This window comes from Candidatus Hikarchaeum yamanae (genome assembly GCF_009889665.1).
GTDB lineage: Archaea > Halobacteriota > Halobacteria > Halobacteriales > Hikarchaeaceae > Hikarchaeum > Hikarchaeum yamanae.
In genome coordinates, this window is record NZ_WTZR01000007.1 from 1 (window position 1) to 15,564 (window position 15,564).

Here is a 15,564-nt window from a genome sequence, read left to right on the forward strand (position 1 = left end):
CCTTCAAAGTGCTCATACTCGCAATTTACGGAGTCTCCAAACACCTTATGAGCGTAGTGGGGCATTTCTCCCTGATAAACCATGCACACTCGCCACATAATCGTAATAACTTTTTACCTATCCGCCAAAGCTCTTCCGACGTAATCAAATTTCTAGACTAATGAAAAATAACCTCGCATCTAGCCTCTCCCAAACTCCATTTACACATTTCATTGAAAAATGGTGTGCCGAAATCTCCCTTATTCTCATATTTCTATTTATGTTTTGGACTCGAATGAGGGCATATCCTTCTTATTTTTTCAATGATCAGATATATCTAGCTGGAAACGACCCCTGGTATCACCTTCGAACGGTAACCTACACTATCCACCATTGGCCATTTACCATGCCTTTCGACCCTTGGACAAATTTCCCTTATGGAACTCAAGTCGGCCAATTTGGAACTTTATATGACCAAATTGTGGCAACATTTGCATTAATTATTGGAGCGGGAAGCCCATCTGCCGAGCTAATCATGAAAATACTCATTGTCACTCCTGCACTTATTGGCTCTTTGACCATATTCCCTACCTACTTTATAGCCAAACATTTTGGAGGAAAAAGTGGGGGAATTTTCGCCGCGCTGTTATTGGCGTTATTACCCGGAGTATTTTTCCAACGGGGAATAGCAGGCTTTTCAGACCATCACATCGCAGAGGTATTTTTCCAAACTATTGCAATATTGACTTTGTTATTTGCAATCGCCATTTTTCTCGAAGAAAAACCCGTGTGGGAATTGGTGGGGGCAAAAGACTTTCCCAACTTAAAGAAATCTTTAACCTGGGGCGGATTGGTTGGACTGACAACTTTACTTTATCTTTTGGTATGGCCTCCTGGATTACTTTTACTGGGAATTTTCGCCATATTTTTCTTCATCAGATCAAATATAGACCACCTCTCTGGAAATAGTCCAGAGTATATAGCATTCCTCGGCGTGATTAGTATGGCTTTTGTAGGTTTATTACTCCTCCTTTTTGTAGATGTACCCTACCCTGCAGAACTTAGTTCGGGATTAAATTTCCGAGTCACTAGCATCTCCCTTTTACACCCTCTAATTGCCCTCTCCATAGCGATAGGGTGTGCATTTCTTGCATGGTTATCTAGATTTTTCTCCAACAATAACCTCCCTCGATGGGGATATCCGATTCTCCTTCTTGTCATATTGTCATTTACAACTCTTATTCTCTATCTAATTTTCCCCGATGTATTTGGAATCTTAAGAAGAAATCTAATCCGAACTTTCGGGTTTAATATTTCTGCAGGAACCAGAACGATCTCCGAAGCCATGTCGTTTTTATCACTCGCCGATGCCACTCTCGGTATTAGTTGGATCGACGTAATCCGTCAAGAATATGGTTATGCCTTTTTCATGGCATTTCTTGCTCCATTCTTCATCGTGAAGAATTATTTAAGTGAGAAAAAATACGAATCCGGCATTTTACTTTTGATCATTTGGTCCATTCTGATTGGGGCTGCAGCTTTCACTCAAGGTAGGTTCAATTATTATCTAGCAATCCCTGTTGTAGTGTTAAACGCATATGTATTGAAATGCATCTTCCAACAATTCAATATAGGCAAACTTCGGTCCATAAGGCCGTATCAATTTGGAGTCATTCTCGTAGTTTTTCTTGTGGTACTTTTCCCCTTGGCAATCCCCATTCAAGTAGGAACTGATGGCACCACGCCAATCAATACTTACACGGTTTTCGACATCACTGAGACCATCCCTCTCAATGAAGTATCAAATTGGGACCCTGCACTTCAATGGATGAGAACTGAAACACCAATTGTGGGAAACTATGGTGGTTCAAACAATCCCCTTGACTATTATGGAACTGTGGAATCTAATCGTCTGGGGGACAATGCCGCAGGCGATTTTGCATATCCCGATGGAACCTATGGTGTAATGTCCTGGTGGGACTATGGACATTGGATAACCTTAAGGGCCGAGCGGATTCCTGTTTCCAACCCCTTCCAAGAGGGTGCGGTAGTTTCAGCAAACTATCTACTCTCCCAAAGCGAATCCGAATCTGAGGATGTCCTTTCCGACCTTGATGAGGGATCTGGAGTTCGCTATATCGCTTTAGATTGGCAAATGGTATCTTCTGGAGTAAAACTGCATGGACCCGCTACCTTCAAAGAAGGAGTCTCCGTTCGAGATTACCAAAACTATCTATTTGAAGAGGTCCCTGTAAGTTCTGGAGGTGGGTATCAGCTACGTCATATTCTTCACCCCTCTTCTTATTACAACTCCCAAATGGTTCGGCTTTACCACTACCATGGAAGTTCCATAGCTCCAACACCTCTTGTCATTGATTGGGATATCGTACCCGGACTTGACCCTGAATACTATAAACTGTCCCAAACCCGGCCTGGGGATCCTGATATGTTCCTAGTTTTCGAAACAATCGAAGAGGCTCAGAGTTTCACTCAAGAAAATCCCACTTCCCAGCTAGGTGGAATTGGAACATTTTCAACAGAATCTGTCCCCGCACTTGAGCACTACAGGCTAGTTTATGCCACACCAAATGTGGTTCAGATTTCACCTTATTATGTGCATACTCCCTCTTCCTGGGTTAAAATTTTCGAGCGCGTTCCTGGTGCAACCATTACTGGGACCGCGCCACCTAACACTTCCATTTCTGCAATAGTGGCCATGCACGTTCCTACAACAAATTCCACGTTTCATTATGCCCAACATACTACCTCTGATTCTTCTGGAAAATTCACGATGACCGTTCCATATTCCACGATAGGATATGATGAACTTGGGCCCGAAAATGGTTATACCAATGTCGATGTACGCGCTGCGGGCCCTTATTATATCACCACTGAATTCCAAACCCATGAAGGCACTATTCATGTACCCGATTCCTCTGTAAATGGCCTCGGGCCCGAACTCACTATCGATTTGAAAGAAAATTTCTGGGAACTATGCAATTGCGTCTGGGACGATTCTATTGGTATAATCAAGCCTAAGGAAAATACACCATGAAAGAATCACTAAAAGAAGCACTTCATATCTACGTGAAAGGAATTTTCATGGGAACTGCAAATATAGTCCCCGGACTATCTGGAGGGACAATTGCACTTATAATCGGTATATACGATCGTCTTTTATCTAGTATCTCTGCATTCAACCTATCCCTTTTATCTAACTTAATCCATTCAAGAAATCCTTCTTCAAAATCCAATTTTCAGAACTCCATCCGCGAACTGGACCTATTCTTTTTAGCACCTTTATCAATTGGGATAGTAACTGCTATAGTGATCCTTTCCAATCTCATTTCATTTGTATTTGTACATTTTCGTGCTTCTGCAAATTCATTTTTCATAGGCATTTTGGTCATGTCACTAATCCTACTTTATAATGAAGTTAGATTGGATTCCATTTTTAGGATTGTATCAACAATACTTGCATTTTCTATTTCCTTTTTCTTATCTGGAAACATTTCTGCCATCCAAACTTCCCCTGGACTTTTTTATATTTTTATCTCTGGTGTGTTGGTCAGTCTCGCCATGCTACTACCTGGAATTTCCGGAGCGGCTCTACTTTACATTATCGGATTTTATGAGTTCTTGCTTACAACTCTAAATGAGTTCTTATTTTCCTTACCCGCATTATTTGATGGAGATTATCACACTATCTTAAAATCATCATTGATTCTTTTTGTGTTTGGTTTTGGATTCTTTATCGGACTGATCAACTCTGCAAAATTTGTAAAACTTGCCTTAACTCGAGATCGAGCAACGACCATGTCTGTTCTAATTGCATTAATGGTGGGCTCTTTTAGATTTCCAATTTCTGAAATAGTCAACAACATTCCATCCTCAAACTTCAGCTCAATTCTCCTGATTTTATTTTCTTTTTTAGTGGGGATATTTGTACCTTATACATTATCCCGAGTATATAATTCTTCTACTTGATTAGATTTTTCTCGAGACTTTCCAATCGATAGGCTCATTTTTTTGTATTGTCAGTCTCAATCAATGAACCCCCCTCTTGCCATCGATATAGATGGCACAATGTCTCGAGAAGACCGTTCCATTGAGGGCCGTATTTTTGACGCTCTGAGAAGTTGGAATGGAACTATTGTAGTCGCAACAGGAAAAGCAGTACCCTACCCAATCGCACTCTGTGACTACATAGGCATAGATATATTGGTTGTTGCAGAGAATGGAGGAATCATAGTTCACAACGATGATCTCATTCCTACTTATGATCTCTCCGCACTCCATAAGTTTGATAAAGCTTTCCGTGGGGATGGACACGACTATGGTTGGCCAGGATCTGATCTGGTAAATCGATGGAGACAAACAGAAATAGCAGCCTCACACAGCGTCTCTTTAGACCTTCTCAAAAGATATGCTAGCCAATTCGACCTGAATGTAGTAGATAGCAATTACGCCTATCACATTAGCCCATCTGGTGTGGATAAAGGGGCAGGGTTACGCGCCATTTCCAAACGAATTGGACTTGATCCAATGGATTTCGTTTCCATCGGAGATTCTGAAAATGACATCCCTTTATTCCTTGCAACCGGAAATTCATATGCAGTTTCAAATGCTCCTCTATCTGTCCAAAAGATGGCAAATAATGTGACCACTTTACCATCTGCATCGGGATTGTTAGAAGTTCTCTCTTCTTTAACAAACGATTAAATTTCTTTTTCTCTTTCGTTCACAAACTCATCTCTCCACTTTTTAAACATTTCATCGGTCCAATCTTCTTCAAATCTCTCAATACATGGAATTTCATAAGGAATCAGGCTCTTTATTCTTGAAATCATTTCTTCAAACATTTCATCTGAAGTTTTAATTATAAGTATGGATTCCTCTTCATTTTGAATTTCGCCATCCCACTCATATATCGAACTGCATTCTATTATATTCACACAAGCAGCGAGGCGCAACTCAACAATTTTATATGCTATTTCTTCAGATAATCCTCTTGGAACTGTTACATACCCCGTCGGCATTATACTACTTCTATGATTGATTTGTGAGTTCCTGTTATGTCCCATTCATGCATACAGAACTTCTCGCCTACCATCTCTTTGCCATTTATCTCTCTAATTTCCCAATTACTAGTCTCCCCATCCCATTCCTCCACCCTCTCGCATAAAATACATTTGCGATCTGTTGGTGGACATAAACGAACCTCCTCGGACATACTCTTTCACGTTGATCTCTGTAGTATTTAAATAGATCTACAAATTCGATACATGTAACCCAGCGAACGTACAATCAACCCTATGACTTCTGGAACCCCTATAGGTTCTATTAAACTTCTTGGAACTTCTCATGTTTCAAAAGATAGTGTGGATCTAGTTACTCACACGATTGAAACTGATCTCCCCGATGTAGTCGCAGTTGAATTAGATACTCTTAGATACAAGCAACTTTGCGATGATTTCCCCGATGAATTAGCCCCAAACAAATTCCTAAATAACAAAGCAGTTTTCCAATTTTTAGCATATTGGTTACTCTCCACAATCCAGAAAAAAATAGCAAAACATTTCGGCGTTACCCCCGGTGCGGACATGAAGGCGGCAATAGATGTGGCGAGAGAGAATCAAATTAATTTGGCCCTGGTGGATCGAGATATCCAAATAACGATAAATCGATTCTGGAATAGCATTTCTCCATTACAAAAAATAAAATTAGTTTGGGAACTCATATTTAGCATCACGAGTTTCAATTCTTTCCTTACTTCAAATGAGTATGACCCCTCTACTGCGGAAGATACTGATATAGTAACTGCCATGATAGCTGAATTCCGTAAATTTTCCCCCCGCGGAGCACAGGCACTCATCGACGAACGAGATGCATATATTGCCCATCAACTACTAAAAATAGCCTCTGTAGAGACGAATATAGTGGCAGTAGTGGGGGCTGGTCATGTTTCTGGAATTGAACAGTATCTTTCGCATCCTGAGAATCTCCCGCCTCTTGATTCTTTAACTCAACTTTCACATAAAACCCGTTTTCCCATTTTCAAACTCATCGGATATCTCATAGCGTTGGCATTCATTTCCTTTTTCATTTTACTGGTCATGGCAGGGGTACAAAATATGTTTCTACTCCGACTCTTCTTTTCCTGGGTTTTGTTTAATGCCATTTTCGCTTTCACCTTCGCCAAACTTGCTGGTGCGCACTGGTCTAGTGCAGCCGTTGGTGGACTAGTCGCTTGGGCAACTAGTCTCAACCCTTTATTGGCCCCTGGGTGGTTCGCGGGATATATTGAACTAAAATACCTTTCAATTTCAACATCAGACCTTGAAAAACTAAATGACCTATTTGACAATAAAGACGCATCAACTTCATCTCTTTTGTCTAGTTTATATGATGTACCCTTATTCAAATTGATTATGATAGTCGCAATGACTAATATAGGAAGTATTATCGCTAGTTTTCTATTTCCCTTTATAATTATCCCCCTCATCGCCCCTGATATTGGCGGCATATCCGCCCTGTTCGACGCACTTTTACAAGGGGTGGAGAATATTCTTGATATCCTTATATCAATCCTTTAAAGTCTTTGAAACCTTGGATATCTACACCTTCTTCTGTAATCACTGATAAATAAATTCCATCCCCACTAGCCGCATCTCTTTGGCTAGCACTTTTAATCGCTTGTGCTGCAACAGAAGAAGCCTCTTTGTTGGTCATTCCCTCTTCATACTTGTCTTCAAGTACCCCATACGCCAACTGCATTCCACTACCTGTAGCAACATAATTATCTAGCATAACTGCTCCCCCTATGTCCAAACTGTATACTTGATTCCCTTCTTTATCCACTCCTCCCAATATTGGAGATATTAAAAATACAGTCCAGTTGCTTCTAAGGAAATTTCCAGCCAATGTAGCAAGTGCTTTGATACTCATTTCCTTGCCTCTCCTCATTCCATATAGATTGGTTTCTGCCTTTAGCGAACGAATAAAAGCCTGAGCTCCCCCTACCGATCCACACATGGTCACTGCAGCATTTGGATGTACTTGTTCTACTTTTTGAACATCTTTACTTGCAATAAATCTGCCTCCCAAACTAGCTCTCATGTCCGTTGCCAATACCACACCTTCTGCGGTAGACAACCCAATTGTTGTCGTCCCCGTCTTTACAATTTCTTCCATTTCCTCTCGACCCATTTTTTGCTGAGGCACGTTCCCCAACTCGGGTCCATATGGATTTGAAAATAATTTTCTTCTTGTACTTATTCGAGAATCCGTATCAGAGGTAGTAGTCATCATCCCATGTTACTTGCCTCTATACATAAAGCCTCAACGCTTCGGACACAGAGTATTGCTATGCCATCCTCCTAATCTCCTCAAGAAACACTTATGTATTACTCCTGGTTATTATTTTTATGGAGTTGCCTACCCCCCAATCTCTCAAAAATCGAAGAATCGAGCTTGGATTAACTCAAAATGAACTTGGGATGCGAGCAGGAGTGTCTCAACCCTTGATAGCCAGAATAGAAGGAGGGGATGTCGACCCCCGATTATCAACACTCCGTAGGATCGTGAACGCTATGGATGAGAAATCTGGATCTCTGGTTCGTGCAGAGGTTTTAATGCACCAGGATGTTATCAGCGTATCTCCTGCAGACACAGTACAGGCCACCGTTAAGCGCATGCAGGACACTGGCTATTCTCAATTACCTGTAATTCAGGATGGATCTTCTGTCGGTTCTATTAGCGATTCTGACGTCATTCAGTCCCATGCAAAATATGCAGAAATAGGTGATTTATCTGTGAGCGAAATCATGGGGGAGAGTTTCCCAACTGTCAGTAAAAATTCCACCCTAGATGAAATTTCTAGTTTATTGTACCATTACAAAGCCATTGTTGTTATGGACTCTGGGACTACTGTTGGAATCATAACCCAAGCAGATGTAGCTGCATACCTCGGCACTGATACTTCTGTTTAATCAAACCTTTTCTCTGATAGTTTCTCCAACACCTGCCATCCAGTATAGCCCCTGCCTATGACTTAAATAACTGTTCAATTTTCTTTAAGGTATCTGCTTCACTTGATTTTTTATCGCCACGGACTGCGACTACTCGCGGAAATCTAAGTGCATATCCCGAAGAATAATTAGAAGAACGCTGGATTTCTTCGTATCCCACTTCCAGGACAATTCTTGGTGTTAATGTTACCATTTTTCCAGTTTGGTTTTCTATATATGGACGTAACAATTCGGTCATCGATTCTAACTCTGCATCTGTAATCCCCGTCCCCACTCTACCAACATTTTTATACACTATACCTGAATCATCCGCCGACGAAATAACCGCGAGTTCAAACGCTCCCAAAAAATTCGCCCGACGACCCTTCCCCCACTCTGCTCCCGTGATTACACAATCAAGGGTATCAACACTCGGTTTGCATTTTAACCAATTTTTCCCTCTCTTCCCCGGTGCATATAATGAATCTGGATTTTTCAACATAATCCCTTCAAACCCACTTTCCAAAAATTCTAATTCCATTTTCTTTATTTGCTCTGAATCATCGGTGAGAACAAGGGGGGAACTCCCCTTTTTTAAAATAGAATCAAGGTGCCCCCTGCGCAAGGACAATGGGGAATCTAACAGGTCAATCCCATCCGCATGAATGCAATCAAAAAAATAAGGTCTGAGTCGAACTTCCTTTCGGGCTTTTTCAATATTATGTTTGCGTCTAAATCTCCGAAGAACTTCTTGGAATGGTAGTGAATTTCCATCAGAATCTGCAGCAACGACTTCTCCATCAAGAATAGCAGGCTTAGAAAGATTTTCTTGGAGGAATTCAACTACTTCTGGAAGTGGATTAGTTACATCTTCCATATTCCTAGAATAAAGACGAATTGAATCTCCATTATAGTGCGCTTGAATTCGAGCACCATCATATTTTGGTTCTACCGATATTCGTTTCCAGGTAGAAAGTGCGTCTTCAATAGTACTAGATTGAGCCAACATTGAGCTAATGGGCCTTCCAATTTTTAATTTAATTTTGTGCACCCCTTCAAGTCCTTCATCCCGGGCTACTTCTGCTACAAAACCAAAATCGTTTGAAACTTGAAGGGCCCTTTCAACATCTGCTATTGGTATGTCAAAAGCTGCTGATATGGCATCTCTAATTGCCCCTTCACCCACGCCAATACGCATTTCTGATAAAACCAATCTCGCGAGATATCTAGCTTCTATAGGTCCACATAAATTGAATAAATTTGAGAGAACACGGCGCTTTTTTTCCAAACTCCCCGTTCCCTGAATAGAAGCTATGGTATATAGATCTGAATATAATTCAGATATGGTCATGGCGGCTGTTTCTTCCGATCCAAATGAAAACAACCCCCGCTGAGAACCAGAATTATATTTTTCAGCAACAACTCCTATTTCGCCAAGACTTGCTAAATCATTTTCAATATCTTCGATTGTAACATCCGAACCCGCCGCAGAAGCTATCGCATTATAACAAAGACTAGGTCCGATATCCATTTTTTGATCATCCCATGCAGGAAAAACACGTCCCAAGAGAAATCTGACAACAATTTTCACGTCGGAATTCTCGTCGTTGAACAGGTCTACTATCAGTTCGCGAATCGAGAGATCTGATGGTTCGTCTTCGATTTCTCTCAGACGATTTGCAAACTGTATGAGTTCCATTGGATCGTGTACCCAGTGGATATGGATAAACGCACCGGGAGAAAACGATCCGCCCATTCAAGGGATTGAGTCATACTATCATCACATCTCTGTATGTCCATTTTCACTTTCACCACGCTCTAGGCTGAGATATATATAATCTTGAGCAGAAGAATATTCATAAAAGATCATGATCTCAAGAAAATCAACTTGCCCCAACTGTAAACAAGGATATATCATAGGGACCTTTGGATGTACTTATTGCGGTACATCTGGTGTGAACACCTCTTTATTTGCCTATAATTAATTATTTATATAATTCCCATTTCCGAAAGCCTCTTTGGTAAGTACTCTTCAGTAACGAAGTCCAAACCCCTAGAAGCTAGTGCTTGTTGTTCTGCCTTTTTACCCAATTCGAGTTGCAGTTCTATTTGTTTGGTCCAATATTCGCCCTGAAACCTTGGATCTTGAAGTTCACTTTTTAAAGCGTTTATGTCTGCATCAGCCAATTGATCTGAGGGGAGGTCATATTCTATGATGTCTACTGGTTGAATCCCCACAAATTGTGCAGCAGGGGTGGCAAGCTCTGGACTCAAATGTGCACTTTTAACAGATCCATATGCCACAGATCCAAAAATTCTGTAACTCCATGGATCCCCGTCTGTGAAAACTAACACTGGAAGGCCAAGCTCTTCATTTAACCTCTTTATCAACCTCCTAGTCGCCCGAGCAGGTTGTCCCTTCAAATGAACAATAATGGAATTATAATCTTCGTCAAATCCATTTTCAACTAGGCGATCCCGCATACCCCCTGTCTCAACCGCCATGACAAAATCTGCAGAGTGATCAATAAATTTAATCCTATCTGTGTTTGCTGGAATTTGATAACCCCCTTCTCCAACATCCTCTTGACAGTGAATTTCACGCTCCCCTCTTCGTGTTTTTTCTTCAATTTTAAGAGGGCCGATCACCGTAGCACCCGATTCTTCAGGACGCATATGAAAATCTTCCCGTCTCACCCCTGATACTATTTCTAGATCTTCAATTAGCTGATTAGATTCTTCCTGAGCGGTAAATTTTGCCTCTTTTTCTCTCCAACTTTCTGATATATAGTATAACTCTCTCAGCGTTGAAGATCTATTTTCATTAAGTTGTTTAGTTAAAAATTCAATCGTAAATGAAGCCTTTAATAATTTCGTTGCACCTCCTATATTATTTGCAATTCTAGTTGTATTTTTTTCTCCATAGACCCACACTTTTAAGTCTTCATCATATACAATATTTGATTTATTTCTAGTTGGCAATTGCATTGAAGGAACATTTCCTTCCATAAATTGGTCATAAAATTTCTCCGCAATTTCAATAAGCTTTTTGTGCCCTTTGGAATTCATATATCTAGCACCATTTTCTCCTTTTCAATCCCTTTAATATCTATATCAAATTTTGCATCTTCATCTACACTATATGACAACATCTTGGATTCATTTTTCTTAATTTTAGGGGACCATTTTATAAACCATTCTTCCCCTATATCTACCACCAATCCTTCTGAAATTTTAGTTGGTGTTCTAGATGTGATTTCTGTTATCTCCAATTCCAAATTCCCACCAGTATAGTTGGTAATAGTCAATTCCATTTTGTCACCTTTCCGAACCCGGGAAATAGTCACATTCCCTATTATTTTGGCAAGAACTAGATCAACTGGTGGCATTTCCCTTTCTGTTATTTTTGCCACTCTTTCTGCAATTTTAGGAAGAATTTGTGAAAGTGCATCCTGTTTCAGTTTTTGTTTCTGGAATGCATCCCTTTTCTGTAAATATTTCTTGAGCTTTCTAGATACATCCCTTATCGCCTTTTCAATTTCAACTTCCATCACCGGAATTCTTGCTATTGCATCTTTTGATTCACTTGTAAACGGAACATTTGTCGAAGCGATATGGACTACTAGGCTCATGGGTCCCCTTGGAATCCCTTTCCCCTTTGATTGATCCAACCCATAATTTCTCCAATCAATATTCCTTACTACCTCTGTGATTGCACACCCCCCTTGTTGGTAAACTAGTGGCACTCTATTCGCAAATCGAACTAGCTCAATTGAACTTTCTTTTTCTAAATTCCCCCCGTAGGCCAAACCCGCTTCAATCACGATTGGATCTCCTCCATACGCTATCGCCTCGCGACTATTTGATGAAAAGAATTCTGCATCCACTTCTTTACGCATTCCCGATTCTATATTGTCTATTCCAATGGGAGAAAGACAATTAGTTGGAGGTGCTCTCACATCTGTCAATTGCATTGCAGTAACTAAATTCGACATAGCATTTTTGTTCTTCTTAAGTACAGAAATTTTCGGAATTGGGTCCTCAATTATTTTCAATTCATCCCAAATACCGTTAACTATTTTCTCTCTTGAGACCTCTCCAATAGATCCGCCAACCCGCCCATCATTTCTATTATTTGTTTCTAAAATACATTGCTCTAATTCATTTTTTGTTATTCTACCTCTATATGTTTTTCTCTGTAAAATACGTACAATTTTACTTGAAACTCTTCGCACCAATTCTTCTTCTTTTCTAGAATCTGTCACAGTGTTTATCAATCCCATGAGATACAAAATCTGAGTCTCTTTAAATCTATTCCAAATAATATCCCTAACTACTTTTTGGGATTTCCCATCTAGTCTATCTCTTGGAGAATCTTCAACCGAATTCAGACTTTCTGCTATTGCCTCTTCAAATTCTATATATGTGATTTGGTCTTTTTCTTCCAATCTATTTTTCATCCGATTAATGGCTTTTGTTGGTATTTCTAGATTAGACAACCCTTTCGAAGAAAATCCCAATTCAAGTTCATTTTTTATCCCCTTTAATTCTGGAATTTCCCATTTCATTTCTCTACCGTAGTGCATATCTCTAAATTTACCTATTATCTCCTTGGCAGTTTTCTGCCCAACACTAGAAAATTTTTCCTGTAAAAACTTCAACATGGCTTCTGTCTCTGAATCTCCGCACATTTTGATTAAATACCCCACCTCAATACCATGGGGATGCGGACGAATTGATTCAGTCACCGCCGGTTTTTCTTCTGTACTTCTTTCAAATTTAAAATGCTCTCTTGGCTCAACTAACTCCACGCGAGCATGGGGGTTTGCTATAGCAGTATATCTAATGTATTCATGCAATTGAACTCTGGATCTCATATCTGCCTCTAGTGTAAAGGAAATTCTCGTTCCATGGGGGCGATCCCAATCTTTCGTCTTATGAGTGCGTATTTCTGGTTCATTTTTTTCAGTATTTATGAACAATTCAAAATAATGGGCCTCGCTCTTACTAGATGTCCTACTAGTTATTTTAACTGGCTCTCCCGAAGTCAATTGGGAATAAAGTACTACTGATGAAATACCTATGCCCTGCTGTCCTCTAGACTGTTCTCTTCTATGGAATCTAGACCCATAGAGTAACTTGGCAAACACCTTTGGAATTTGCTTTTCTGTAATCCCCGGTCCATTATCTTCAACGATGACCGTATAGTACTTTCCAGATTCCTGAATCTCAACATATATGTCTGGTAAATATCCTGCCTCTTCCGTAGCATCTAGCGCATTGTCAACTGCTTCTTTAATCGCAGTTACCAATGCCCTGGATCTGGAATCAAATCCCAGCATATGTTTATTTTTTTCAAAAAATTCGGCTATTGAAATCTGCCGCTGGCTCGCTGCCAATTTCTCTGCTATGTCATTTTCCCCTAGTTTCAACTGGGATGAATCCATTTCTCAATCCGCCATATATTTGGGATGGGTTAAAACAATTCGATTAACGTTTCCCACACTTACGTGTTAAAATTAGGCCACTTCGTCTCCCATTTGTGGGCAATTTAATACTATATCTCATTTTATAACCCTCAATATATCTAAATCGAACGCCATCCACGCCTTTAAACCCCTGGAACGCCTATATTTATTAAGGTTCTAATGTCAGGTGAAAATGCATACGGTGCTGAACATATTCAAGTGCTAGAAGGTTTAGAAGCAGTCCGAAAACGACCTGCCATGTATATTGGCTCTACCGACGAGCGCGGACTTCACCATCTCATCTATGAAACGGTGGATAATTCCGTGGATGAAACTCTAGCTGGCCATTGTGATTTAATCGAAGTAACTCTCCATAAGGATAACTCTGCAAGCATTTCTGATAACGGTCGGGGTATCCCTGTAGGCATACATCCCGAATATAAAATTCCAGCCTTAGAGGTCATCATGACCACCCTCCACGCAGGTGGGAAATTCGATAATAAATCCTATCAAGTCTCCGGTGGTCTTCATGGAGTTGGAATTTCTGTGGTGAATGCACTATCTTCCAGACTAGATGTGGAAGTCCAGAGAGAAGGGTGTGTGTGGTCGCAATCATATGGCGTTGGATCGCCAACAACAGAACTCGAAAAACTAGATCGTACCACTAGCAGCACAGGGACTACAATTCGATTCTGGCCCGATTCTGATATATTCGAAAATTTAGATTTTAATTTTTCTACTTTGTCTTCTCGCCTACGCGAACTAGCCTTTTTGAATCCTGACGCAACTATTGTCCTATCTGACGAACGCACTGGTGAGAGCCAAAGTTTCAAATATGATGGTGGAATTAAAGAGTTGGTATTATACCTAAACGAAACTAAGACTGCACTTCATGAAGATGTAATATTTATGCAAAATGAAGTGGACATGGTTGTAGTAGAAGTCGCCTTACAGTCTACAGAAAATCTCCAATCTTCGATTCACACCTTTGCAAACAATATTAACACACGTGAAGGAGGAACTCACCTAACCGGATTTAAAACAGCACTAACACGATGTGTAAATGATTATGCAGACAAACGAGGAATGCTTAAAGAAATAGATGAATTTCTTAAAGGAGACGATATTCGAGAAGGGTTGACCGTTGTCATCTCAGTTAAACACCCCGATCCCCAATTCGAAGGTCAAACAAAAACCAAACTTGGAAATTCCGAAGTCCGGGGAATCGTAGAAAGTTCTGTCCATAAGGGTCTATCAACCTATTTCGAAGAAAACCCAAAAACAGCGACCCTCATCGTACAAAAATCTTTACAAGCAGCCAAAGCACGCCGTGCTGCAAAAAAAGCTGCTGATCTAACCCGAAGAAAAAATGCCCTTTCTTCTACTTCTCTACCTGGAAAATTGGCAGATTGCCAATCTCGAGATCCTGTTAAGTCTGAGATCTTCATAGTAGAAGGGGATTCTGCAGGTGGTTCTGCGAAACAAGCCCGTGACAGGGCATTTCAAGCAATTCTCCCCCTCCGTGGCAAAATCATCAACGTAGAAAAACACCGTCTCGACCGCATACTTGAGAATGAAGAAATACGATCTCTGATCACCGCCATTGGAACTGGGATCGGAGAGGAGTTTGACCTAAGCAAAATAAGATATCACAAGATTATACTAATGACTGATGCGGATGTCGATGGAGCCCATATCCGAACGTTGTTGTTGACCTTTTTATATCGTCACATGCAGCCTTTGATAGAAAGTGGGTTTGTATATGCAGCCCAGCCCCCACTATACCGAATCCGCTATAAAAATACAACATATGACGCAATGACTGATGCGGAACGTGATAATATAATAGACACAATATGCAAAGGGTCCCCTGCTGGAATTCAACGATTTAAAGGACTAGGAGAAATGAACCCTGAACAACTTTGGGTGACTACGATGTCCCCCTCCACACGCTACTTAAAACAAATGACGATCGAAGATGCAGCAGATGCGGATCGAATGTTTTCAATCTTAATGGGCGATGAAGTCGAACCCCGAAAACAGTTTATTCGAGACCACGCTACAGATGCCGCATGGGTCGATATATAATACTAAATTAACAATAATAC

Annotated in this window: 12 protein-coding genes; 6 read left to right on the forward strand and 6 right to left on the reverse strand. The window is 40.5% G+C overall.

Translation table 11 applies throughout. The annotated features are described in order from the left end of the window. Positions 1–160 precede the first annotated feature (160 nt). From ACM9H2_RS03850 to ACM9H2_RS03860, 3 genes are all read left to right on the forward strand, one after another. Complete coding sequence (locus ACM9H2_RS03850; RefSeq protein WP_415488410.1) at positions 161–3,034, forward strand: oligosaccharyl transferase, archaeosortase A system-associated; 2,874 nt, start codon at positions 161–163, stop codon at positions 3,032–3,034. After that, complete coding sequence (locus tag ACM9H2_RS03855) at positions 3,031–3,966, forward strand: DUF368 domain-containing protein (protein WP_415488412.1); 936 nt, start codon at positions 3,031–3,033, stop codon at positions 3,964–3,966. The genes ACM9H2_RS03850 and ACM9H2_RS03855 overlap by 4 nt, the downstream gene beginning before the upstream one ends. 63 nt (positions 3,967–4,029) lie before the next feature. Next, positions 4,030–4,701 (forward strand): phosphoglycolate phosphatase, encoded by a 672-nt coding sequence (locus ACM9H2_RS03860; protein WP_415488414.1) that lies wholly within the window; start codon positions 4,030–4,032, stop codon positions 4,699–4,701. Here ACM9H2_RS03860 and cutA read toward each other — a convergent pair. Both cutA and ACM9H2_RS03870 read right to left on the reverse strand, forming a co-directional pair. Further along, positions 4,698–5,018, reverse strand: a complete 321-nt coding sequence (cutA, locus tag ACM9H2_RS03865; protein ID WP_415488416.1) for a divalent-cation tolerance protein CutA — start codon at positions 5,016–5,018, stop codon at positions 4,698–4,700. The two genes, ACM9H2_RS03860 and cutA, sit on opposite strands and share 4 nt — an antisense overlap. Beyond that, on the reverse strand, positions 5,018–5,212 hold the full coding sequence (locus ACM9H2_RS03870) for an HEWD family protein (RefSeq protein WP_415488418.1): 195 nt from the start codon (positions 5,210–5,212) through the stop codon (positions 5,018–5,020). Before ACM9H2_RS03870 ends, cutA begins: the two co-directional genes overlap by 1 nt. 82 nt (positions 5,213–5,294) lie before the next feature. Here ACM9H2_RS03870 and ACM9H2_RS03875 point away from each other — a divergent pair, with 82 nt between their 5' ends. Then, positions 5,295–6,575 carry a TraB/GumN family protein gene (locus ACM9H2_RS03875; RefSeq protein ID WP_415488420.1) on the forward strand — a complete coding sequence of 427 codons (1,281 nt, stop codon included), beginning with the start codon at positions 5,295–5,297 and terminating at the stop codon, positions 6,573–6,575. On the opposite strand, the gene psmB is transcribed toward ACM9H2_RS03875, so the two are convergent. Continuing rightward, positions 6,559–7,290 carry an archaeal proteasome endopeptidase complex subunit beta gene (gene psmB, locus ACM9H2_RS03880; protein ID WP_415488422.1) on the reverse strand — a complete coding sequence of 244 codons (732 nt, stop codon included), beginning with the start codon at positions 7,288–7,290 and terminating at the stop codon, positions 6,559–6,561. The genes ACM9H2_RS03875 and psmB overlap by 17 nt on opposite strands. A gap of 116 nt (positions 7,291–7,406) precedes the next feature. Here psmB and ACM9H2_RS03885 point away from each other — a divergent pair, with 116 nt between their 5' ends. Continuing rightward, a complete protein-coding gene (locus tag ACM9H2_RS03885; protein ID WP_415488424.1) occupies positions 7,407–7,970 on the forward strand; it encodes a CBS domain-containing protein in 564 nt (187 codons plus the stop codon). Between the two features lie 55 nt (positions 7,971–8,025). Here ACM9H2_RS03885 and ACM9H2_RS03890 read toward each other — a convergent pair whose 3' ends face one another. The 3 genes from ACM9H2_RS03890 to ACM9H2_RS03900 form a co-directional block, all read right to left on the reverse strand. After that, positions 8,026–9,687 carry an ATP-dependent DNA ligase gene (locus ACM9H2_RS03890; protein ID WP_415488426.1) on the reverse strand — a complete coding sequence of 554 codons (1,662 nt, stop codon included), beginning with the start codon at positions 9,685–9,687 and terminating at the stop codon, positions 8,026–8,028. A 290-nt stretch (positions 9,688–9,977) separates the two neighbouring features. Beyond that, positions 9,978–11,057: a DNA topoisomerase IV subunit A gene (locus ACM9H2_RS03895; RefSeq protein WP_415488428.1), complete on the reverse strand. Its 1,080-nt coding sequence runs from the start codon at positions 11,055–11,057 to the stop codon at positions 9,978–9,980. Further along, positions 11,054–13,435, reverse strand: a complete 2,382-nt coding sequence (locus tag ACM9H2_RS03900) for a DNA topoisomerase VI subunit B (protein ID WP_415488430.1) — start codon at positions 13,433–13,435, stop codon at positions 11,054–11,056. Before ACM9H2_RS03900 ends, ACM9H2_RS03895 begins: the two co-directional genes overlap by 4 nt. 201 nt (positions 13,436–13,636) lie before the next feature. Here ACM9H2_RS03900 and gyrB point away from each other — a divergent pair, with 201 nt between their 5' ends. Continuing rightward, positions 13,637–15,544 carry a DNA topoisomerase (ATP-hydrolyzing) subunit B gene (gyrB, locus tag ACM9H2_RS03905; protein ID WP_415488432.1) on the forward strand — a complete coding sequence of 636 codons (1,908 nt, stop codon included), beginning with the start codon at positions 13,637–13,639 and terminating at the stop codon, positions 15,542–15,544. Positions 15,545–15,564: the final 20 nt, after the last annotated feature.

Coding starts and splice junctions, on each gene's coding strand:
- ACM9H2_RS03900 (WP_415488430.1), bottom strand. CDS start 13,435: ATGGATTCATCCCAGTTGAAACTAGGGGAAAATGACATAGCAGAGAAA.
- ACM9H2_RS03890 (WP_415488426.1), bottom strand. CDS start 9,687: ATGGAACTCATACAGTTTGCAAATCGTCTGAGAGAAATCGAAGACGAA.
- gyrB (WP_415488432.1), top strand. CDS start 13,637: ATGTCAGGTGAAAATGCATACGGTGCTGAACATATTCAAGTGCTAGAA.
- cutA (WP_415488416.1), bottom strand. CDS start 5,018: ATGCCGACGGGGTATGTAACAGTTCCAAGAGGATTATCTGAAGAAATA.
- ACM9H2_RS03895 (WP_415488428.1), bottom strand. CDS start 11,057: ATGAATTCCAAAGGGCACAAAAAGCTTATTGAAATTGCGGAGAAATTT.
- ACM9H2_RS03855 (WP_415488412.1), top strand. CDS start 3,031: ATGAAAGAATCACTAAAAGAAGCACTTCATATCTACGTGAAAGGAATT.
- ACM9H2_RS03875 (WP_415488420.1), top strand. CDS start 5,295: ATGACTTCTGGAACCCCTATAGGTTCTATTAAACTTCTTGGAACTTCT.
- ACM9H2_RS03860 (WP_415488414.1), top strand. CDS start 4,030: ATGAACCCCCCTCTTGCCATCGATATAGATGGCACAATGTCTCGAGAA.
- psmB (WP_415488422.1), bottom strand. CDS start 7,290: ATGATGACTACTACCTCTGATACGGATTCTCGAATAAGTACAAGAAGA.
- ACM9H2_RS03870 (WP_415488418.1), bottom strand. CDS start 5,212: ATGTCCGAGGAGGTTCGTTTATGTCCACCAACAGATCGCAAATGTATT.
- ACM9H2_RS03885 (WP_415488424.1), top strand. CDS start 7,407: ATGGAGTTGCCTACCCCCCAATCTCTCAAAAATCGAAGAATCGAGCTT.
- ACM9H2_RS03850 (WP_415488410.1), top strand. CDS start 161: ATGAAAAATAACCTCGCATCTAGCCTCTCCCAAACTCCATTTACACAT.